Source organism: Paracoccus pantotrophus, from assembly GCF_008824185.1.
Taxonomy (GTDB): domain Bacteria; phylum Pseudomonadota; class Alphaproteobacteria; order Rhodobacterales; family Rhodobacteraceae; genus Paracoccus; species Paracoccus pantotrophus.
In genome coordinates, this window is the sequence record NZ_CP044426.1 from 1,356,948 (window position 1) to 1,376,104 (window position 19,157).

21 protein-coding genes and 1 pseudogene are annotated in these 19,157 nt (G+C 68.9%); 7 read left to right on the top strand and 15 right to left on the bottom strand.

Going from position 1 to position 19,157, the window contains the following annotated elements:
- Positions 1 to 64: 64 nt before the first annotated feature.
- Entirely contained in the window at positions 65 to 1,447 is a 1,383-nt protein-coding gene (gene rimO / locus ESD82_RS17225) for a 30S ribosomal protein S12 methylthiotransferase RimO (protein WP_024845022.1), read from the bottom strand.
- Positions 1,448 to 1,556: 109 nt separating this feature from the next.
- On the opposite strand from rimO, the gene ESD82_RS17230 reads away from it, so the two are divergent.
- Complete coding sequence (locus ESD82_RS17230; RefSeq protein ID WP_114669383.1) at positions 1,557 to 2,033, top strand: hypothetical protein; 477 nt, start codon at positions 1,557 to 1,559, stop codon at positions 2,031 to 2,033.
- Positions 2,034 to 2,097: 64 nt separating this feature from the next.
- Positions 2,098 to 2,454 (top strand): hypothetical protein, encoded by a 357-nt coding sequence (locus ESD82_RS17235; protein WP_147427743.1) that lies wholly within the window; start codon positions 2,098 to 2,100, stop codon positions 2,452 to 2,454.
- A gap of 47 nt (positions 2,455 to 2,501) precedes the next feature.
- Here the strand turns inward: ESD82_RS17235 and ESD82_RS17240 are convergent, their stop codons facing one another.
- From ESD82_RS17240 to ESD82_RS17260, 5 genes are all read right to left on the bottom strand, one after another.
- Positions 2,502 to 3,263, bottom strand: a complete 762-nt coding sequence (locus ESD82_RS17240) for an ABC transporter permease (RefSeq protein WP_147427742.1) — start codon at positions 3,261 to 3,263, stop codon at positions 2,502 to 2,504.
- On the bottom strand, positions 3,260 to 4,189 hold the full coding sequence (locus ESD82_RS17245) for an ABC transporter ATP-binding protein (RefSeq protein ID WP_147427741.1): 930 nt from the start codon (positions 4,187 to 4,189) through the stop codon (positions 3,260 to 3,262). The genes ESD82_RS17240 and ESD82_RS17245 overlap by 4 nt, the downstream gene beginning before the upstream one ends.
- Positions 4,190 to 4,295: 106 nt before the next feature.
- Complete coding sequence (locus tag ESD82_RS17250; RefSeq protein WP_024845027.1) at positions 4,296 to 5,060, bottom strand: lysophospholipid acyltransferase family protein; 765 nt, start codon at positions 5,058 to 5,060, stop codon at positions 4,296 to 4,298.
- Positions 5,060 to 5,989, bottom strand: coding sequence for a cell division protein FtsX (locus tag ESD82_RS17255; RefSeq protein WP_036747884.1), 930 nt, complete (start codon positions 5,987 to 5,989; stop codon positions 5,060 to 5,062). The genes ESD82_RS17250 and ESD82_RS17255 overlap by 1 nt, the downstream gene beginning before the upstream one ends.
- Positions 5,986 to 6,660: a cell division ATP-binding protein FtsE gene (locus tag ESD82_RS17260; RefSeq protein WP_024845029.1), complete on the bottom strand. Its 675-nt coding sequence runs from the start codon at positions 6,658 to 6,660 to the stop codon at positions 5,986 to 5,988. The genes ESD82_RS17255 and ESD82_RS17260 overlap by 4 nt, the downstream gene beginning before the upstream one ends.
- A gap of 125 nt (positions 6,661 to 6,785) precedes the next feature.
- Between ESD82_RS17260 and ESD82_RS17265 the strand changes: the two genes are divergently transcribed.
- Positions 6,786 to 7,760 (top strand): zinc-ribbon domain-containing protein, encoded by a 975-nt coding sequence (locus tag ESD82_RS17265; RefSeq protein WP_167521783.1) that lies wholly within the window; start codon positions 6,786 to 6,788, stop codon positions 7,758 to 7,760.
- Between the two features lie 216 nt (positions 7,761 to 7,976).
- On the opposite strand, the pseudogene ESD82_RS17270 reads toward ESD82_RS17265, so the two are convergent.
- The 5 genes and pseudogenes from ESD82_RS17270 to argH form a co-directional block, all read right to left on the bottom strand.
- Positions 7,977 to 10,310 (bottom strand): annotated as a pseudogene (locus tag ESD82_RS17270) (DUF4175 domain-containing protein); the annotation flags it as partial.
- Between the two features lie 81 nt (positions 10,311 to 10,391).
- Positions 10,392 to 11,657: a diaminopimelate decarboxylase gene (gene lysA / locus ESD82_RS17275; protein WP_147427739.1), complete on the bottom strand. Its 1,266-nt coding sequence runs from the start codon at positions 11,655 to 11,657 to the stop codon at positions 10,392 to 10,394.
- Positions 11,657 to 11,932: a DUF2834 domain-containing protein gene (locus ESD82_RS17280; RefSeq protein ID WP_147427738.1), complete on the bottom strand. Its 276-nt coding sequence runs from the start codon at positions 11,930 to 11,932 to the stop codon at positions 11,657 to 11,659. The genes lysA and ESD82_RS17280 overlap by 1 nt, the downstream gene beginning before the upstream one ends.
- The gene (locus ESD82_RS21860; protein ID WP_024845034.1) at positions 11,913 to 12,080 is read right to left on the bottom strand and encodes a hypothetical protein; all 168 of its coding nucleotides are present in this window, start codon (positions 12,078 to 12,080) and stop codon (positions 11,913 to 11,915) included. The genes ESD82_RS17280 and ESD82_RS21860 overlap by 20 nt, the downstream gene beginning before the upstream one ends.
- A complete protein-coding gene (gene argH, locus ESD82_RS17285; RefSeq protein ID WP_024845035.1) occupies positions 12,077 to 13,486 on the bottom strand; it encodes an argininosuccinate lyase in 1,410 nt (469 codons plus the stop codon). The genes ESD82_RS21860 and argH overlap by 4 nt, the downstream gene beginning before the upstream one ends.
- Positions 13,487 to 13,508: 22 nt before the next feature.
- Between argH and ESD82_RS17290 the strand changes: the two genes are divergently transcribed.
- Entirely contained in the window at positions 13,509 to 14,063 is a 555-nt protein-coding gene (locus tag ESD82_RS17290; RefSeq protein WP_024845036.1) for a TlpA disulfide reductase family protein, read from the top strand.
- Here the strand turns inward: ESD82_RS17290 and ESD82_RS17295 are convergent.
- Entirely contained in the window at positions 14,041 to 14,625 is a 585-nt protein-coding gene (locus ESD82_RS17295) for a DNA-3-methyladenine glycosylase I (protein ID WP_147427737.1), read from the bottom strand. The two genes, ESD82_RS17290 and ESD82_RS17295, sit on opposite strands and share 23 nt — an antisense overlap.
- Positions 14,626 to 14,717: 92 nt before the next feature.
- On the opposite strand from ESD82_RS17295, the gene ESD82_RS17300 reads away from it, so the two are divergent.
- The 3 genes from ESD82_RS17300 to phbB all read left to right on the top strand — a co-directional run bounded on the left by ESD82_RS17300 (position 14,718) and on the right by phbB (position 17,831).
- Positions 14,718 to 15,545 (top strand): EAL domain-containing protein, encoded by an 828-nt coding sequence (locus ESD82_RS17300; RefSeq protein ID WP_024845038.1) that lies wholly within the window; start codon positions 14,718 to 14,720, stop codon positions 15,543 to 15,545.
- A gap of 298 nt (positions 15,546 to 15,843) precedes the next feature.
- Positions 15,844 to 17,019 carry an acetyl-CoA C-acetyltransferase gene (locus tag ESD82_RS17305; protein WP_024845040.1) on the top strand — a complete coding sequence of 392 codons (1,176 nt, stop codon included), beginning with the start codon at positions 15,844 to 15,846 and terminating at the stop codon, positions 17,017 to 17,019.
- Between the two features lie 86 nt (positions 17,020 to 17,105).
- On the top strand, positions 17,106 to 17,831 hold the full coding sequence (gene phbB / locus ESD82_RS17310; RefSeq protein WP_024845041.1) for a beta-ketoacyl-ACP reductase: 726 nt from the start codon (positions 17,106 to 17,108) through the stop codon (positions 17,829 to 17,831).
- A gap of 101 nt (positions 17,832 to 17,932) precedes the next feature.
- Here the strand turns inward: phbB and ESD82_RS17315 are convergent, their stop codons facing one another.
- Genes ESD82_RS17315 through ESD82_RS17325 form a run of 3 tightly spaced genes read right to left on the bottom strand, consistent with a single transcriptional unit; the run spans position 17,933 to position 19,119 of the window.
- On the bottom strand, positions 17,933 to 18,097 hold the full coding sequence (locus ESD82_RS17315; RefSeq protein WP_072461905.1) for a YdcH family protein: 165 nt from the start codon (positions 18,095 to 18,097) through the stop codon (positions 17,933 to 17,935).
- A gap of 58 nt (positions 18,098 to 18,155) precedes the next feature.
- Positions 18,156 to 18,914, bottom strand: coding sequence for a tRNA1(Val) (adenine(37)-N6)-methyltransferase (locus tag ESD82_RS17320; RefSeq protein ID WP_147427736.1), 759 nt, complete (start codon positions 18,912 to 18,914; stop codon positions 18,156 to 18,158).
- Positions 18,907 to 19,119: a putative signal transducing protein gene (locus tag ESD82_RS17325; RefSeq protein WP_024845043.1), complete on the bottom strand. Its 213-nt coding sequence runs from the start codon at positions 19,117 to 19,119 to the stop codon at positions 18,907 to 18,909. Before ESD82_RS17325 ends, ESD82_RS17320 begins: the two co-directional genes overlap by 8 nt.
- Positions 19,120 to 19,157: the final 38 nt, after the last annotated feature.

Sequence of the window (19,157 nt, forward strand, 5' to 3'; positions counted from 1 at the left end):
GCGTCGCGCTGCCGCCTGATTAAGCCAGCGGCGCCGGCGCCACAACCGGCACGATTGTCGCCGCCTAGAGCCGGCCCCAGAGGTCGTATTCGCCGGCCTCGTCCACGGTGACGCTGACGATGTCGCCCGGCGCCAGTGCCTCGAACCCCTGGTCGATGAACAGGTTGCCGTCGATTTCCGGCGCATCGGCCTTGGTGCGGCAGGTCGCGCCCTCGTCGTCCACGCTGTCCACGATCACCTCGATGCGGCTGCCGACCTTGGCCGCCAGCTTGGCCTCGGAAATCGCCTGCGCCTTCTGCATGAAGCGGTCCCAACGGTCCTGCTTGACCTCGTCGGGCAGGTGGTCGGGCAACTCGTTGGCGCGCGCGCCCTTGACGTTTTCGTATTGGAAGCAGCCGACCCGGTCCAGCTGCGCCTCGTCCAGCCAGTCCAGCAGGGTCTGGAACTCGGCCTCGGTCTCGCCGGGATAGCCGACGATGAAGGTCGAGCGCAGGGTGATCTCGGGACAGGCGGCCCGCCAGGCGGCGATCTCGTCCAGGGTCTTGGCCGCCGCCGCCGGCCGCGCCATGCGCTTCAGCACATCCGGGTGGGCGTGCTGGAAGGGGATGTCCAGATAGGGCAGCACCAGCCCCTCGGCCATCAAGGGGATCAGGTCGCGCACATGCGGATAGGGATAGACGTAATGCAGCCGCACCCAGGCGCCCAAAGACCCCAGGTCGCGCGCCAGGTCGGTGATATGCGCCCGATGCCCGCGCTCCTCCGCGAACTTGCGGTCGAGCCCATAGGCCGAGGTGTCCTGCGAGATCACCAGAAGCTCGCGCACGCCGGCCTCGACCAGCTTCTCGGCCTCGCGGATCACCGCATGCGCCGGGCGGCTGACCAGTTTCCCGCGCATGTCGGGGATGATGCAAAACTTGCAGGCGTGGTTGCAGCCCTCGGAAATCTTCAGGTAGCTGTAATGGCGCGGCGTCAGCTTCACGCCCGAGGCCGGCAGCAGGTCCACGAAGGGATCGGGCGAGGGCGGCACGGCAGAATGCACCGCATCCAGCACCTGCTCGTATTGCTGCGGCCCCGTCACGGCCAGGACCGAGGGATGCGCGCCGGTGATATATTCGGGCTCGGCGCCCAGGCAGCCGGTGACGATGACCTTGCCGTTTTCCGCCAGCGCCTCGCCAATGGCCTGCAGCGATTCCGCCTTGGCCGAATCGAGGAAGCCGCAGGTGTTCACGATCACCGCGCCGGCGCCCTTGTAGTCGGGGCTGATGGCATAGCCCTCGGCCCGCAGGCGGGTCAGGATGCGCTCGCTGTCCACCAGCGCCTTGGGACAGCCGAGGCTGACCATGCCGATGGTCGGTTGCCCGTCCCTTCGCCCCCCCTCCCCTTGTGCAGAGTCGAAGATCGGGCTGGGGGCTAGATCGGGGCGCAACAGGGGCGGGTTCTGGCTCATGATGCGCGGCATATAGTGGCAAGCAGGCCGCTTGTTAAGCAGGAAGCGCGGCTCGCCGGAACGTCATTTGGACTTGCGCGTTCAGCGAGGCATAGCAAAGGACATGAACATGTCTTCCCTTCTGACCCGCCTTTCTTCGGCGCTTGCCCTGTCGCTGGCCCTTGGCACCGGCGTCGCCGGTGTCGCCGGCCTGCCCGCGCCCGCCGAGGCGCAGCCGCGCGGCAAGCCGATCGTGATCATGAACAATCGTGGCGGCAATGTCGTCGAGGCGATCCGCTATCGCAACAAGCTGGCCGCCAGCGGCCGCCCGGTCGAGGTGCGCGGCTATTGCCGTTCGGCCTGCACGATCTATATCACCCTGCCCAATGCCTGTCTGGGACCGAAGGCGACGGTCGGCTTTCACGCCCCCCGCATCCCCGGCACCACCATCATCCCGCCCATCGTGGACGAGTTGATGGCGCAATATTACCGAAACGGCATCCTGCGTATGTGGAACACGCAATGGAAGCATTCGCTGAAGATGCACAGGATCTCGGCCCGCGAATATGTCCGGCTGGACCCGCAGACCCGGCTGTGCCGGGGCTGAGGCGCATCCCAAGGGATGACCGGGGCGCGGTTTTATGGCAGGCTCGGCGCAAAGGAGGACAGCCATGTCGGGACAAGGATGGGCCGCGGTCGCCGCGGCCATGATCTGGGCTGGCGCGGCCGGCGCGCAGACGCCGTGGTTCGACGCCGGAAACCAGGCGATGATCATGCATCAGGGCGACCTGCTGGAACAGCAGACCGCACCGAACGGCGGCGCGCCCGCCGGCAAGGCGGGCAAGAAGCCGGTGCGGACGGCCGATTGCTCGATCTCGGCCAGCCGCGAGCAGTTGCGGCCGGAATACCACCGGCGGGTACAGGCGCAGGGGCGCAAGGCGGCGGATGCCTGGCTGCAACGGCAGGCGGCGGCGCTTGGCCGGCACGCGGCGCAGATGGCCAAGGCCGGGACACCGTGCCGGCCGTAAATGGGCGGCGCCTATGGGGTGCGCCTGAACGCACCCCATAGGCGCGGTCACTCCCGCAGCCGCCAACCGGTCAGGAAGATCCAGCGGATCGCGCCCATGCAGACCAGGATCATCAGCGCCACCGCGCCCAAGGACAGCCCGACCGGCACATCGGCAAAGCCGAAGAAGCTCCAGCGGAAGCCCGAGATCAGGTAAAGCACCGGGTTGAGTTTGGCGACCCCCTCCCAGAAGGGCGGCAGCATCGAGGCCGAATAGAAGGCGCCGCCCAGGAACACCAGCGGCGTGATGACCATCATCGGCACGATCTGCAACTGCTCGAAATTCTTGGCCCAAAGGCCGATGATGAAGCCCAGCAGCGAAAAGGCGATGGCGGTCAGGACCAGGAAGGCCAGCATCCAGAACGGATGCGCGATATGCACGCCGGTGAACCAGAAGCTGGTCAGAAGGATCACCAGCGCGATCATCACCGCCTTGGTGGCGGCGGCGCCGACGAAGCCCAGCGTGACCTCGATCCAGCCGGTGGGCGCGACGAGGATCTCGTAGATCGTGCCGGCGAATTTCGGGAAATAGATGCCGAAGCTGGCATTGGCCACCGATTGCTGCAGCACGGTCAGCATCATCAGCCCCGGCACGATGAAGGCGCCATAGGCCACGCCCTCGACCGCCTGGATGCGCCCGCCGATGGCGGCGCCGAAGACAACGAAGTAAAGCACCGTGGACAGCACCGGCGAGGCCAGCGACTGCCAGATCGTGCGGAAGAACCGCGCCATCTCATGTCCGAAGACGGCGCGGGCGGAACGCCAGTTCATACGGTTTCCTCCTCGACCAGCGACATGAAGATTTCCTCAAGGCTGCTTTGCTTGGTCGACACGTCGCGCACCGCCAGGCCCAGCCCCGCCAGTTCGGCCAGCAGATGCGCGATCCCGGTGCGCTCGGCCCTGGTGTCGTAGTCATAGCCCAGTTCGCGCCCGTCGGCCGAAAGCACCAGCCCGCGCCCCGCCAGTTCGGCGGGCAGCGCCGCCAGCGGCTCGGAAAGCGAGACGGTCAGGCGCTTCTTGCCGAATTCGCCCATCAGCGCGTCCTTGGACCGGACCAGCAGCAATTCGCCGCGGTTGATGACGCCGATGCGGTCAGCCATGTCCTCGGCCTCTTCCAGGTAATGCGTGGTCAGGATGATGGTCACGCCCTCGGCGCGCAACTGCCGCACCACCTGCCACATCTCGCGCCGCAGCGTCACGTCCACGCCCGCCGTGGGCTCGTCCAGGAACAGCACCTTGGGCCGGTGCGACAGCGCCTTGGCGATCAGCACCCGGCGCTTCATGCCGCCCGACAGCTCGCGCGTCTTGGCCTCGCGCTTGTCCCACAGCGCCAGGCTGCGCAGCAATTGCTCGATATAGGCGTCGTCCGGCGGCTCGCCGTAAAGCCCGCGGGTAAAGCGCACGCAGTCGATGACGCTCTCGAAGGGCTCCAGCGCGACCTCTTGCGGGACCAGACCGATCAGCTTACGCGCCGCGCGCCAGTCGCGGCCGATGTCGTGGCCGCCGACGCGCACCGTGCCGCCGCTGGGCACCACCAGGCCGCAGATGATCGAGATCAGCGTGGTCTTGCCCGCCCCGTTCGGGCCGAGCAGCGCCAGGATCTCGCCCTCCTCGATCTGCAGCGAGACGTCGTTCAGCGCCACCGTGCCGCTGCCGTAGCGCTTGGAAACATGGTCGATGTCGATGATCGGACGCATCCCGTCCCCCTGTTCTGGCCCGAAGGCCCGCAAATCCGCCGGGCAGGGTGGACCGCAACCACGGGCGGGCGCAATGGCGAAAACGCCCCTGACCTTGCGTCAACCGTCAGGCCGGCGGCAGGCCGCCCGCTTCGGCCAGCAGCCGGTCGCTGGCGGCCTCGATCCGCGCCTCCAGAAGCTCCATCACCGCGCTCGAGCGCGGGCCGGCCGGGATCGGCGGCAGGAACTCGATCACCGCGATGCCGCCGCGGATCGGGATGCCGCGCTTGGGCCAGAACAGGCCGCAATTCACCGCAACGGGACGGATGGAGAGGCCGGTCGCGCGCTGAATCGTGCCGGCGCCGTGCTTGTAGGGCAGTTTCTGCCCCGGCCGGGTGCGGGTGCCCTCGGGATAGATGATAAGCTGGCCCAGACCCTCGGGGCGGGCGCGGGCAGCCTCGATGCCGGCGATGATCTGCTTCATCGCCTCCTTGCCGCGCGCGCGGTCGATGGGGATGCAGCCGACCTTGCGCGCGAACCAGCCCATGACCGGCACCCGCAGCACCTCGCGCTTCATCACGAAGGCGCGGCGCGGGCAGGCGCGGGCCAGCGCGAGGATGTCGAGAAAGCTCTGGTGCTTCGAGGCCACGATGCATTCTCCCGCGGGCGGCGTGCCGCGATATTCGATACGCACCCCCAGGAGCAGCCGCGCCGCGCCCAGCATCTGGTCCAGCCACAGGCTGGCCACGCGATGCGCGCGCTCGGGATGGACCAGCACCTGCGGCAGGCCCCACAGCCCCAGAACCAGCGTCACCAGAACCGCATAAAGGTAATAAAGCACCGTGCGCGGCCAGTCGAGGATCGAGGCCCGACGCGGGTGATAGGCGCTCATCAGCGCACCTCGCGCAGCATCTTCAGCGCCGCCCAGCGGGTCGCGACGAATCCGATGGCGGCGGCGGCGGGCGGGATCAGCAGGGGCCAGAGCCAGCCCCAGCCCTGAAACCCCAGCCCGGTCAGGAAACTGCCCGCCTGGTCCATCGAGGGCAGCGCCCAGATCGCCGCCATGCCCAGCACCGTGCCCCCGGCCGCACCCATGGCGGCGCGGCGGGTAAAGCGGCGCACGAAGGCGGTGGCGATGGTGATGTCGCGCGCCCCGATCAGGCGCAGCACCCGGATCACCTGCCCGTTTGCCGCCAGCGCCGCCTTCGCGGCCAGCGTGATCATCGCCCCCGAGGCGGCAGCGATCAGCAGCAGCGAGACAAGCCCCAGCACCCGCAGCCGGTTCGCCGCCGAGACCAGCGGCTGGCGCCAGCGGGTATGGTCGTCCAGCACCGCGCCCGGCGCCTCGCCCTCCAGCCGCAGGCGCAGCGCCTCGGCATCGAAACCCTCGGCGGCCTGGGCGATCTCGATCAGGCGCGGCACCGGCAGGGCCTCGACCGGGACATCGGGACCGAACCAGGGCTCGAGCAGCCTTTCCACCTCGTCATCGGGCAAGAGCCGCGCCTCGGCGATGCCGGGGGTGGTCTTCAACGCCTCCATCACCGTCACGGTCTGCTCGTCGATCTGGTCCTCGGGGGCCGAGATGCGCACGGTCACGGTCTGGGCCAGCTCGGTCGACCAGCGTTCGGCCAGCCGGCCGGTGGCCAGCGCCAGCGCCAGGGCAAAGACCGCCAGGAAGGCCATGGCGCCAGCCGAGAACACCGTCAGCTGCGCGGTGAAGCCGGTCGGCGGCACCACGCGGTCCGTTCCCGCCGGGTCGGGCCGGGTCAGCCCCCGCCACAGCGTTGCCAGGTCCAGCGATTTCAGATCGGCTTTCTTCACAGGTCCGCCCCCGCCAGTTGCAGCCTCTTGCCCGCGATGCGCAGCACCCGCGCCTGCACCTGCTGCTTGGCGGCACGGATCAGGTTCAGGTCATGGGTGGCGATCAGCACCGCCTTGCCAGAACGGTTCAGTTCGATCAGCAATTGCAAGAGCCGCATCGACATGTCCCAGTCCAGGTTCCCCGTCGGCTCGTCCGCCAGGATCAGGTCGGGCGACATGATGACGGCGCGGGCCAGCGCGGCGCGCTGCCGCTCGCCCCCCGACAGTTCCGGCGGCATGGCGCGGGCATGGCCCGACAGCTGCACCCAGGCCAGCAATTCGCCCAGGGCGCCCATGTCCACCTGCTCGCCCGAGACCAGCAGCGGCAGGGCGATGTTTTCCGCGACAGGCAGGTGGTCCAGGAACTGCGTGTCCTGATGCACCACGCCCACCCGCCGCCGCAGCCCGGCGATGCCGTCGCGCGACAGCGCCTGCACGTCCTGGCCGAAGGCCGTCATCCGCCCGCCGCTGGGCAGCAGGTCGGCATAGCACAGCCGCAGGAAGGTGGTCTTGCCCGCGCCCGAGGGACCGGTCAGGAAATGGAAGGAACCCGGCTGAAGCGTCAGCGACATGTCGGCAAGCAGCGGATCGTTGCCGCTGTAGCCGAAGGACAGGTTCTGCATCTCGATCACTGGTGGTCCCTTTCCGAGCGGGCTGCTTGGCGCGCGGTTCGTGGCTTGATAGAACAGTCGTGCGGCGAATGCGAGACGCCCGCATGATCGAAACCATCCCCCTACCGGAGCCGAAAGACCAGCCCATGCGCCTGACCTGCCCCCGCTGCGCTGCCCAGTACGAGATCGCGGAATCCGCCATTCCCGCCTCGGGGCGCGAGGTCGAATGCTCGGCCTGCGGCCATGTCTGGCGCCAGCCCGGCGCGGGAAAATCCGCGCCGCCCGCCCCTGCTGCCGCCGCTGCCGCCGCCCCTGGCGCCTATGACCCGCAGGCGCGCCCGGTCCTGAACCGGCCGCTGGACGAATCGGTGCTGGCCATCCTGCGCGAGGAAGCTGCGCGCGAGTTGCGCGCCCGCGAGGCGCCGGCACGAAAATCCAGCCCCGATCACATTCCCGCGACGACCCCGGCAGCGGCACAGGAGGCGGCACAGGACGCGGCACAGCCTGCCGCAGGCGAACGCCGCGCCAAGGCCGAGCCACCGATCGACTGGCCTGCCGTCACCGTGACCGAAACCGGCAGCGCCGCGGCGCCTGCCGAACCCGTCGCCGGCAAGGAGGCCCCCGCCAACCCGCAAATGCCGCCTGTGCCCCAGCAGGAAAGCCCGGCCGCGGAAGCCCCTGCCGCCAGGCCCGCGTCCCCGGACCGGCCCGAGCCGGTCGCCCCCGCCCTGCCCGATGCCGAGGAACTGGCCGCGACCCTGACCCGCACCGGCCCGCCACGGCCCGACGCGGCCATCACGGCCGAGGAGCCGCCCCCGGCCGTCGCGCCGCTGATCCGTCCGGCCTTGCCGGAAATCCCGGCCGCGGCTACGCCGCCAGCGACCGCCGCGGCGACCGTCCCGCGCGAGGCGCCGGTCCCCGCCCTGGTGCCGGTGCGCCGACAGCGCGGCGGCTATGGCATGGGCTTCGGCCTTGCCGCGATGCTGGCGCTGGGGGCGGTGATCCTCTATGTGCTGGCTCCCCAGATCCCGGCCGAGGAAGGCGGCGGCTGGCTCGCCGACTGGCGCCAGCAGGTCGACCAGGCCCGGCTCTGGCTCCACGACCGCCTCCTGGATCGATAGGGGCTTCGCCGAACCGAACGGCCCCGCCGCAAGGGCCGGCAGCGCGTCTTCAGAAATTCTCCAGCAGCCGCCCCAGGTAGTCGCGCTCGTCGCGCGGCCGTTCGCGTTCGCCGCTGCGCCGCCGGATCTCGTCCTGCAATTCGCGGGCCTTGCGCGAGGGATCCCCCCCTCGGCCAGGGGATCGCCCGAAGTGATCGAGCCGCCGTCGCCCGACAGCGCCCGTCCCAGCGGATCGGTCTGCGGCTGGCGGTCATAGGGCTGCGCCAGCCCGCGCCGCCCGCGCGGATCGCCCGAGGGCCCTTCGGGGCCGTCCTGCTGCCCGCCTTGCTGCGGCTGGCCGTCCTGGCCCTGCTGCCGGTCCTGCGCCATCATGTCGCCAAGCGCCCGCATTCCCTCGCGCATGGACTGGATCGCCTGGGCCTGGCGCTCCATCGCGCCGGCCGCATCGCCCTCGCGCAGCGCCTGTTCGGCATCCTCCATGGCGCGGCCGGCCTCGTCCAACTGGCGCCGCGCCTCCTCGCCCTGCGGGGTGCCGCGGCCGGGCAGCAGACCGCGCTGGCGGCCCAGATCCTCGCGCAATTCGCGCTGGCGGTCGGCAAGCTGCTGGTTGTCCTGGCTGCCCTGCCCCTCCTCCTCGCCCGGCTGCCATTGGCCGAACCGATCCTGCATCTGGCGCATGGCCTCGTCGGCCAGCTTCTGCTGGTCGCGCAGGGTCTCGGCCAGCCTGTTCATCGGCCGCTGGCGGCCGCCCTCGCCGCCTTCGGATTGCGTCACCCGCATGTTCTGCATCATGCGGTTGAACTGCTCCAGCAATTCCTGGGCCTCGGCCATGCGGCCCTCGTTCATCAGGCGCTGGATCTCGTCCATCATCTGCTGGATCTGGTCGCCGGTGATCTGCCGGCGGTCCCGGGCCGAGCGGTCGAAGCGCTCGGCCGGATCCTCGCCCTGCTGCTGGGCCAGCATGTCCAGGTAATCGTCTGTGGCCTGCTTCAACTCGTCCATCAGGCGCTGGATCTCGTCGGGGCTGGCGCCGTTGCGGATCGCCTCGCTCAGCCGCTCCTGCGCCTGGCTCATCCGTTCCAGCGCATCGGCCAGCCCGCCATCCTCCAGCGCCACGGCGGCATCCCACAGCTGCTGCGCCAGCTTGTTGCGCGCCTCCTCGCCCAGGTTGCCGGATTCCAGCGTGCCGATGGCGCCGCGCAGACCGCGATAAAGCTCCTCCTCCATGAAACCCTCGGGCTGCCAGCTCGCCGCGCGCAGGATCTGGGCGCTGCGGGCGGCATTGTCGCGCGACCACAGCAGGTCGCGCCGCACCTCGATCAGCGCCGCCGCCAGCGGATCGAAGAAGCGCCGCCCCGGCAGGACCATGCGCATGGGGGCCGAGACGCCCTGCTGCTCGATCCCGTCCTCGACCTTCAGCGAAACCGTCACCGGCAGATTGGCCCAGGGGTGGCGCGCCAGGTCGCCCACCAGCCGGCCGCGGATCTGCTTGCGGCTGCCGGTCGCGGGCAGCGGCAGCACCAGTTCCACCGCCTCGCGCGGCTCGGGCTCCGGGGCCAGGCCAAAGCGGCGGTCCACCGCATCCAGGTCCAGCACGATGACCGCCTGGCCCGCCGCGATGCCGTTGTCGTCGCTGGCGGTGAATTCCTGCACCAGCCGACCGTCGGCACGCCGCTCGGGCGCCTTGCCGGGCGCCACGACCGGCACCGCATCGGGCAGCACCGTCACGTCGAAGCGCCGCCCGGCGACCTCGATCATCCCGTCGCGCTCGGCCATGAACTCCGGCGTGGCAGGCTCGCCGCCCGGCACCGCCGCGCCGATGTCCTGCGCGATCTCGGCGCCCTCGCCGTAAAGCCGGAAGCTCAGCTTCGAGCCCTTGGGCAGTTCCAGCCCCTGCCCCTCGGGCAGGGCGTTCAGATACAGCGTCGGGCGTCGGGTATAGGTGGGGGGCTCGGCCCAGCCCTCCCATGACGGGCCGGCCTCGGCGCCAGGCCGCGCCTCGGGCAGGGGCCGGAAGGTCGCGCCCAGGGCGGCAAGGCCCTGCCCCAGCTGCCCCGCCGGCGCAAAGACCAGCGCCATGACCAGCGCCACCACGCTGGCCAGCCGCAGGGCGGCCGGATCGCGCCAGCGCAGCCGTGCATCGGGCGGCACGGGGCGCGCCGCCGCCGCCGCCATCTGCATCCGCGCCAGATGCGCGCGCCACAACGCATCCGCACCCTCGTCCCCGGCCCCCAGGGCCAGGCGGTCGCGCAGGGCCGATAGCGGCCGCCCCGGCAGGGTCAGGTCGACCCGCACCCGCGCCGCCAGGGCCGAGGGTCGACGAAAGCGCCGCAGCCCCCGGCCGAAAGCCAGCACGGCGACCAGGGCCACCAGGCCCATCAGCCCCATCAGCGCCTGCGAGGAGAAAAGCTCGGCCGCGCCAAAGGCCAACGCCGCCAGGACCAGCGCCAGCAATACGCCCAGGGGCCAGAAGGCCGCGGCCAGCGCCTCCCACCACATGCCGGCACGGGTCAGTCCGACCGCCCATCCGATGCGGCGCGGTTCAGCCATGGCCGCTTCTTTCTTGGGCAAATATCCCACGGGGGTCCGGGGGTGTGAAACCCCCGGCGACCACGCAGCAGGAAGCGATACCTAAAGCCATTCCGGGATGGTATCGCGTCCCAGCATTTCCTCAAGCGTCGGTCGCGCCCGGATGACGGCGAATTGATCGCCGCTGACCAGGACCTCGGGCACCAAGGGCCGCGAATTGTATTCCGAGGCCATCACCGCCCCATAGGCCCCGGCCGAGCGCAGCGCCACCAGGTCGCCGGGCCCCAGCACCGGCAGATCGACCGCCTTCTGGAAGGTGTCGCCGGTCTCGCAGACCGGGCCGACCACGTCATGGGGCGCGGCCTCCGCCCCCGGCGCCGGCTCGCGCACCGGGACGATGTCGTGATGGGCCGAATACATCGCCGGCCGGATCAGGTCGTTCATGGCGGCGTCGAGGATCAGGAAATCCCGCCCCTCGCCCTGTTTCAGGTAGATCACCGAGGCCAGCAGGATGCCCGCATTGCCGGCGATGTTGCGCCCCGGTTCGATCTCGATCTCGCAGCCCAGGTCGCCCACGGCGTCGCGGATCACCTGGCCGTATTCGATCGGCAGGGGCGGCGCGTTGTTGTCGCGCCGGTAAGGGATGCCCAGGCCGCCGCCCATGTCGAGCCGGGTGATGGCATGGCCGTCGGCGCGCAGCGCGCGGGTCAGCTCGGCCATCTTGGCATAGGCCTGGCGATAGGGCTCCAGGTCGGTCAGCTGGCTGCCGATATGCATGTCGATGCCGACCACCCGGATGCCGGGCAGGCGCGCGGCATGGGCATAGACCTCGCGCGCCCGCGCGATGGGGATGCCGAACTTGTTTTCCGACTTGCCGGTGGCGATCTTCTCATGCGTCCTGGCATCCACGTCCGGGTTCACCCGCACGGCGATCGGCGCCTCGACGCCCATCGAGGTGGCGACGCGCGACAGCAATTCCAGCTCCGGCTCGGATTCGACGTTGAACTGGCGGACGCCGCCTTCCAGCGCCATGCGCATCTCGGATTCAAGCTTGCCGACGCCGGAGAACACGATTCGCTCGCCCGGCACACCTGCCGCCCTGGCCCGCGCATATTCCCCGGCCGAGACGATGTCCATGCCCGCGCCCAGGTCGCCCAGAAGCTTCAGCACGGCGATGTTCGAATTCGCCTTGACCGCAAAGCAGACCAGGTGGTCGGTCCAATCCAGCGCCTGCTGGAACAGCTTGAAATGCCGGGTCAGCGTCGCAGTGGAATAGACATAGACCGGGGTGCCGACCTCGGCCGCGATGCGGGCCAGCGGCACCTCCTCGGCATGCAGCCAGCCATCGACATAGTTGAAGTGATCCATCAGGTGATCCTGCGAGAGCGGATGAACAGATAAAGCGGCAGCGCAAAGCCGATCCCCAGCGCCAGCGCCGGCAGCGTCAGCAGCGCCGCCCAGTTGCGGCGCTGCATGGTCTCGACCAGGCACCACAGCGCCAGCGTTGCGTGTGCCACCAGCTCGGACCCGCCCGCGCCCTGCCACGACGCCTCGCCCCGCCACAGCGCCGCCACCAGGCCGGCCAGCGCAAGCGCGGCCCAGGCCAGCCGCAGCGGCGTCAGCTCAGAGCTGCGTGACGACACCGAAACGCGCCTCTCCGCTGATATGCACGCCGGGTTCCGGCACGGTTTCGCGGGCGGGCTCGGGACGGGTCGGGGCGCCGTCGACGCCGCAAGCGGCCAGGCTTGCCAGGATCAGCGCGAAAGCGGCCAAAAGCAGATGCTGCGTCATGCGGATTTCTCCTCCAGTTTCTCTTTCCAGCGGGCGATCTGGGCGCGCACCTGCCGGGGTGCGGTGCCGCCATAGGACATGCGCGAGGCGACCGAGTTATGCACGCCCAGCACGTTATAGACATCCGCGGTGATCGCGGGGTTGACCGATTGCATCTGCTCAAGCGTCAGCTCCGGCAGGTCGATGCCGGCCTGCTCGGCCATGGCGACCAGCGCGCCGGTCGCGTGATGGGCGTCGCGGAAGGGCAGCCCGGCCTCGCGCACCAGCCAGTCGGCCAGGTCGGTCGCGGTGGAAAAGCCCGAGCCCGCCGCCGCCTCCAGCCGCTCGCGGTTCGCCGTCAGGTCCGACAGCATCCCGGTCATCGCCGCCAAGGCCAGCATCAGGTTGTCCGCGGCATCGAAGACCTGCTCCTTGTCCTCCTGCATGTCCTTGGAATAGGCCAAGGGCAGGCCCTTCATCACCACGAACAGCGCCACGGCCGCCCCAAGGATGCGGCCGATCTTGGCCCGGATCAGCTCGGCCGCGTCGGGGTTCTTCTTCTGCGGCATGATCGACGAGCCGGTCGAGAAGCGGTCCGACATGGTGACGAAACGGAACTGCGCCGAGGACCAGATCACCAGCTCCTCGGCCAGCCGCGACAGGTGGACGGCGCAGATCGCGGCCGAGGACAGGAACTCCAGCGCGAAATCCCGGTCGCTGACCGCGTCCAGGCTGTTGGCCATCGGCCGGTCGAAGCCAAGCGCGCGCGCCGTCGCCTCGCGGTCGATGGGAAAGCCGGTGCCGGCCAGGGCGGCGGCGCCCAGGGGCGATTCGTTCATGCGCTTGCGCGCGTCCCGGAAACGCGACAGGTCGCGGCCGAACATCTCGACATAGGCCATCATGTGATGGCCCCAGGTGACCGGCTGCGCCGTCTGCAGATGGGTAAAGCCGGGCATGACCCAATCCGCGCCCCGCTCGGCCTGCGACAGGGCGACGCGGATCAGCGCATCGAGCCCCTGGATGGCCGCATCGCATTGGTCGCGCACCCAGAGCCGGAAATCGGTCGCCACCTGGTCGTTGCGGCTCCGCGCCGTGTGCAGCCGCCCCGCCGGCTCGCCGATGATCTCCTTGAGCCGCGATTCCACGTTCATGTGGATATCTTCCAGCGCGGTCGAGAAGGGGAAGTCGCCCGCCTCGATCTCTGACAAGACCGTGAGCAGCCCTTCCCCGATCGCCTCGGCATCGCTAGTGCTGATGATGCCTTGTGCCGCAAGCATCGCGGCATGGGCGCGGCTGCCCCGGATGTCCTGGGCATAGAGCCGCCGGTCGAAGCCGATCGAGGCGTTGATCGCCTCCATGATCGCGTCCGGGCCTGCGGCGAAACGTCCGCCCCACATCTGGTTGGCGGTGGTGGGCTGCTCGGTCATGACTTGTCCTTCGGGGGGTGGAATGCGTTGGCTGGTTCTTTATACGGCGCTGCTGATCGGTGCAAATGCGGGTTTCGGCCCGGCATTTGCCGGCGAAATCGACTGGCAGGCCGCCCGTGACGGCGGGCTTGCCAAGCTGGCGCCCACCGATCCGACCCCGGTGCCCGCAACCGGCTTCACCGACCCCGAGGGCGGCACGCACAGCCTGGCCGACTGGCGGGGCAAGGTGGTGCTGCTGAATTTCTGGGCCACCTGGTGCGCCCCCTGCCGCGAGGAAATGCCCTCGCTCGACGCGCTTCAGGCCGAGATGGGCGGCGAGGATTTCGAGGTCCTGGCCATTGCCGCCGGCCACAACCCGCCGCCCGCGGTCAGGAAATTCCTGGACGAGGAAGGCATCACCCATCTGCCGGTGCATCTGGACCCGCGCCAGCAACTTGCGCGCGAAATGGGGGTGATGGGCATGCCGGTGACGGTGCTGATCGACCGCGACGGCAACGAGATCGCCCGGTTGATCGGCGGCGCCGACTGGTCCTCGGAGGCGGCCAAGGAACTGGTCAGGCAGGCGACAGCGCCTTGACGCGGGCATGGGCCGGGCAATGGGTCATGTGGTCGTTGACCAGCCCGCAGGCCTGCATGAAGGCATAAGTGATCACCGGCCCGCAGAAGTTGAAGCCACGCTTTTTCAATGCCTTGGCCATGGCCTCGGATTCCGCGGTCTTGACGGGAACCTGGCTCATGGCGGTGAAATGGTTCTGGATCGGCCGACCGCCGACGAAGGACCAGATGAAGGGCGAGAACCCCTCGCCCGCCTCGATCTCCAGGAACAGCCGGGCGCCCCGGACGGCGGCCTCGATCTTGCCACGATGGCGGATGATGCCGGGGTTTTGCAGGGCGCGCGTGATCTGCGGCTCGCCCCAGGCGGCGACGCGCTCGGGGTCGAAGCCCTCGAAGGTCTCGCGGAAGGCCTCGCGCTTGCGCAGGATGGTGATCCAGCTCAGCCCCGCCTGAAAACCGTCCAGCACCAGCTTTTCCCAAAGCGCGCGGGAATCGTATTCCGGCACGCCCCATTCATGGTCGTGATAGGCGACGTAAAGCGGGTCGGAGCCGCACCAGGCGCAGCGTTCGGACAGGTCGGGCAAGGATCCGTTAACCTCGAGTCGAGAATGCGGCTTCAGTTTACGCGATCTTAGGAGATGATCGCCAGCGTGCCGTGGATGACAGGAGTCTTGGCATGACCGACAAAATCGATTCGCGACTGGAAATGGGCTCTCCGCTGGATTTCGCCGTGGACCGGCAGGCGCGGGTGACAATGGCGACGGTGCGGCGGGCGGTCTCGCGCGGCGACGCCGTCCTGGCCTATCAGCCGGTGGTGCAGGCGGATCGCACCGACCACGCAGCCTTCCACGAGGGGCTGATCCGAATCATCGATGAAACCGGGCGCATCGTGCCGCTGCGCGATTTCCTGCCGCTGGCCGAAACCACGGAACTGGGACGGCAGATCGACTGCCTGTCGCTGTCGCTGGGGCTGAAATCCCTGGCCGAAGCGCCCTCGCTCAGGCTTTCGATCAACATGTCGGCGCGCTCCATCGGCTATCCGGCCTGGCTGCGCACCCTGCGCAAGGGCATCGCCGGGGATGTCAGCATCGCCGAGCGGCTGATCCTCGAGATCACCGAAAGCTCGGCCATGGGCATGCCCGAGCTGGTCGAACAATTCATGCAGGAGTTGCAGGCCCAGGGCGTCAGCTTCGCGCTGGACGATTTCGGCGCCGGCTATACCTCGTTCCGCTACCTGCGGGATTTCTGCTTCGACATGGTCAAGATCGACGGACAGTTCGTCCGCGATATCGCCACGCAGCGCGACAACCAGGTGCTGGCGCGGGCACTGCAATCCATTGCCCGGCATTTCGACATGTTCACCGTCGCGGAATCGGTCGAGACGGCCGAGGACGCGGCCTTCCTGATCGACATGGGCATAGACTGCCTGCAGGGCTATTATTTCGGCGCCCCGACCATCGTGCCGCCCTGGAAATCGCCCAGCACCGCCGCCCGGCGCAGCTGAACCCGATTCACCCTGCGGTAGAAATGCCCGCCGCCGCCATGGTGACCGGCGGCGCCCTGGCCCGCGGTCCAGAGCGATGGCGGACGATTTCCCGACCGACCGGCCGGCCGGCGCGGATCGGCCTGGCAGGCGTCACGACCACGCGGCTTGCCGGCCTGCGCGAACGGGCGCCCAAGCCTCGCGGCCATGCCGCCTATTGGCAGCAGCACAGCATCAAGTCCGCTTGACCTCGGGTAACGAAACGGCAAACAGTCTTCCTGTAACCGAATATTTTCGGCCATCTGGGAAGGAGCCCGTCATGACCAAAGCCGTAATCGTTTCCGCTGCCCGCACCCCCGTCGGCAGCTTTCTGGGATCCTTTGCGAACCTGCCGGCGCATGAGCTTGGCGCCATCGTCCTGAAAGCGGTCGTCGAGCGCGCCGGAATCGATCCTTCCGAAGTGTCCGAAACCATCCTGGGCCAGGTGCTGACCGCCGCCCAGGGCCAGAACCCCGCCCGCCAGGCGCATATCAAGGCCGGCTTCCCGCGGGAATCGGCGGCCTGGGTCATCAACCAGGTCTGCGGCTCGGGTCTGCGTACGGTGGCGCTGGCGGCGCAGCAGGTTCTGCTGGGCGACGCCAGGATCGTCGTGGCCGGCGGCCAGGAATCCATGTCGCTGGCACCCCATGCCGCCTATATCCGCGCCGGGCAGAAGATGGGCGACATGAAGATGCTCGACACCATGATCAAGGACGGGCTCTGGGACGCCTTCAACGATTACCACATGGGCACCACGGCCGAAAACGTCGCCGGCAAATGGGAAATCTCGCGGGCCGAGCAGGACCAGTTCGCCGTCGCCTCGCAGAACAAGGCCGAGGCTGCGCAGAAGGCCGGCAAGTTCGCCGACGAGATCGTGCCCGTGACCATCAAGTCCCGCAAGGGCGAGACGGTGGTCGATGCCGATGAATACATCCGCCACGGCGCCACGCTGGAGGCAATGGAGAAGCTGCGCCCCGCCTTTAGCAAGGAGGGGACGGTGACGGCCGGCAATGCCTCGGGCCTGAACGACGGCGCCGCCGCCGTGCTGGTCATGACCGAGGACGAGGCCGCTCGCCGCGGCCTGACGCCGCTGGCCCGCATCGCCTCCTATGCGACCGCCGGTGTGGACCCGCAGATCATGGGCACCGGCCCGATCCCCGCCAGCCGCAAGGCGCTGGAAAAGGCCGGCTGGTCGGTCGGCGACCTGGACCTGGTCGAGGCGAACGAGGCCTTCGCTGCCCAGGCCATCGCCGTGAACCGCGACATGGGCTGGGATCCCTCGATCGTGAACGTGAACGGCGGCGCCATCGCCATCGGCCATCCCATCGGCGCCTCGGGCTGCCGCATCCTGAACACGCTGCTGTTCGAAATGCAGCGCCGCGACGCGAAAAAGGGCCTGGCCACGCTGTGCATCGGCGGCGGCATGGGCGTCGCCCTGTGCCTCGAGCGCCCCTGACCCGAAAAGGCGCGCGCAACTATCTTGCGCGCGCCGTGCCAGTTCGGTAACACAATTTCACGACCATTTTCAAAGGGGGACGAAAAATGGCAAAAGTGGCCCTTGTGACCGGCGGGTCGCGCGGCATCGGCGCGGCAATCTCGAAGGCGCTGAAGGAGGCCGGCTATACGGTCGCGGCGAATTACGCCGGCAATGACGATGCCGCCCGCGCCTTTACCGAGGAAACCGGCATCAAGACCTACAAATGGTCGGTGGCGGATTACGACGCCTGCGCGGCGGGCATCAAGCAGGTGGAGGAGGAGCTTGGCCCCATCGCCGTGCTGGTCAACAATGCCGGCATCACCCGCGACGCGATGTTCCACAAGATGACCCCCCAGCAGTGGAAAGAGGTCATCGACACCAACCTGACGGGCCTGTTCAACATGACCCATCCGGTCTGGTCGGGCATGCGCGACCGCAAATACGGCCGTATCGTCAACATCAGCTCGATCAACGGCCAGAAGGGCCAGGCCGGCCAGGCGAACTATTCGGCGGCCAAGGCAGGCGACCTGGGCTTTACCAAGGCGCTGGCCCAGGAAGGCGCCCGTGCCGGCATCACCGTGAACGCGATCTGCCCCGGCTATATCGGCACCGAGATGGTCCGCGCCATCGACGAGAAGGTGCTGAACGAGCGCATCATCCCCCAGATCCCGGTCGGCCGCCTGGGCGAGCCCGAGGAAATCGCGCGCTGCGTGGTCTTCCTGGCTTCCGAGGATGCCGGTTTCATCACCGGCTCGACCATCAGCGCCAATGGCGGCCAGTTCTTCGTCTGAGCCGGCTCCCCCGACAGGCAACGGCCCGCGAGATGTCGCGGGCCGTTTCTCATTCCATGGTCCTGGCCTTCGGGCGGGCACGGGCCCGCCCGCGCCGCAGGTCAATGCGACAGGCGCGTGATCTCTTCCTTGAGGCGAAGTTTTTCCTTCTTCATCCGGGCGATGGTGAGGTCATCCGTGCCGGGGCTGCGATGCGCGGCCTCGATGGCGTTCGAAAGTGACTGATGTTTGCGGCGAAGCTCCTGCACATGGGATTCAACCGACATTCCGTCCTCCTCTTGGATTGATCGAACCAAGGGATTGCAGCATAGAATCGTCACATTGTCACCGAAAATTCGGCCCGCCGAGCGAAAGTGCCGCACCCTCGCGCAAAACCGCCTGTGCGGCCCCGGTCAGGTCTTCTTCATCGGCCGAATGTAACGGTTTTGCATGCATGACAAAGGGCGACAGCAGGCGCAGCGGCGCCCGCGTGCCCTTGCGCGCGGCGACGATGATCCGCCCCGCTTCGCGCCCCTCGCGCGCCGCGACCGGCAGGATCGTGATCGCCCCGGCCGCGGCCGAAAGCGCGGCCAGGATCTCGGCCAGCCGCTCGCTGCGCTGGATCAGCGTCAGCCAGCCGCCCGGCCGCAACCGGCGCAGCCCGGCCTCGATCCACAGCGGCAGGGGCGTGGCCTCGTGCCGGGCGCGGCCGCGGCCGGCATCGGGCGCCGGCGGGCCGCCGGTGAAATAGGGCGGGTTGGCGATCACATGGTCGAAGCTTTGGCCGCGCAGGGCGGCAGGCATCCGGGCCAGGTCGCCCTCATGCAGCTCGGCCGGAATGGCATTGGCCGCGGCATTGCGTCGCGCCAGCTCGGCATAAGCCGGCTGGAGTTCCAGCCCGGCCAGCCGCAGGCCCGGCACCCGCGCGCCCAGGCACAACAGCGCCGCCCCTGCCCCGCAGCCCAGTTCCAGCACGCTGTCGCCGGGTCGCGCCGGGCAGGCCGCCGCCAGCATCACCGCATCCGCCCCGGCGCGATAGCCCTGCGCGGGCTGGGCAATGCGCAGCCGGCCGCCGAGGAATCCGTCCTCGCGCAGTTCAGTCATGATGGATGCGATTGTCCCGCAGGATGGCGCGCGCCATGAACAGGTCGCGATCCGCCACCATCAGCCGCCGCGGCAGGATGCCCAGCGAACCTTCCAGCACGCTCATGTGCTGGTCCAGCGGAAAGGCATGGATCCCCTCGGCCGCCAGCAGGTCGGCGGCGCGGGTGATGAGAAGTGGATCGGTGGTGCGCAGAAGCTCTTTCATGACACAGCAAAGTTACGCGGCTGTTGCGCATGTGTCCA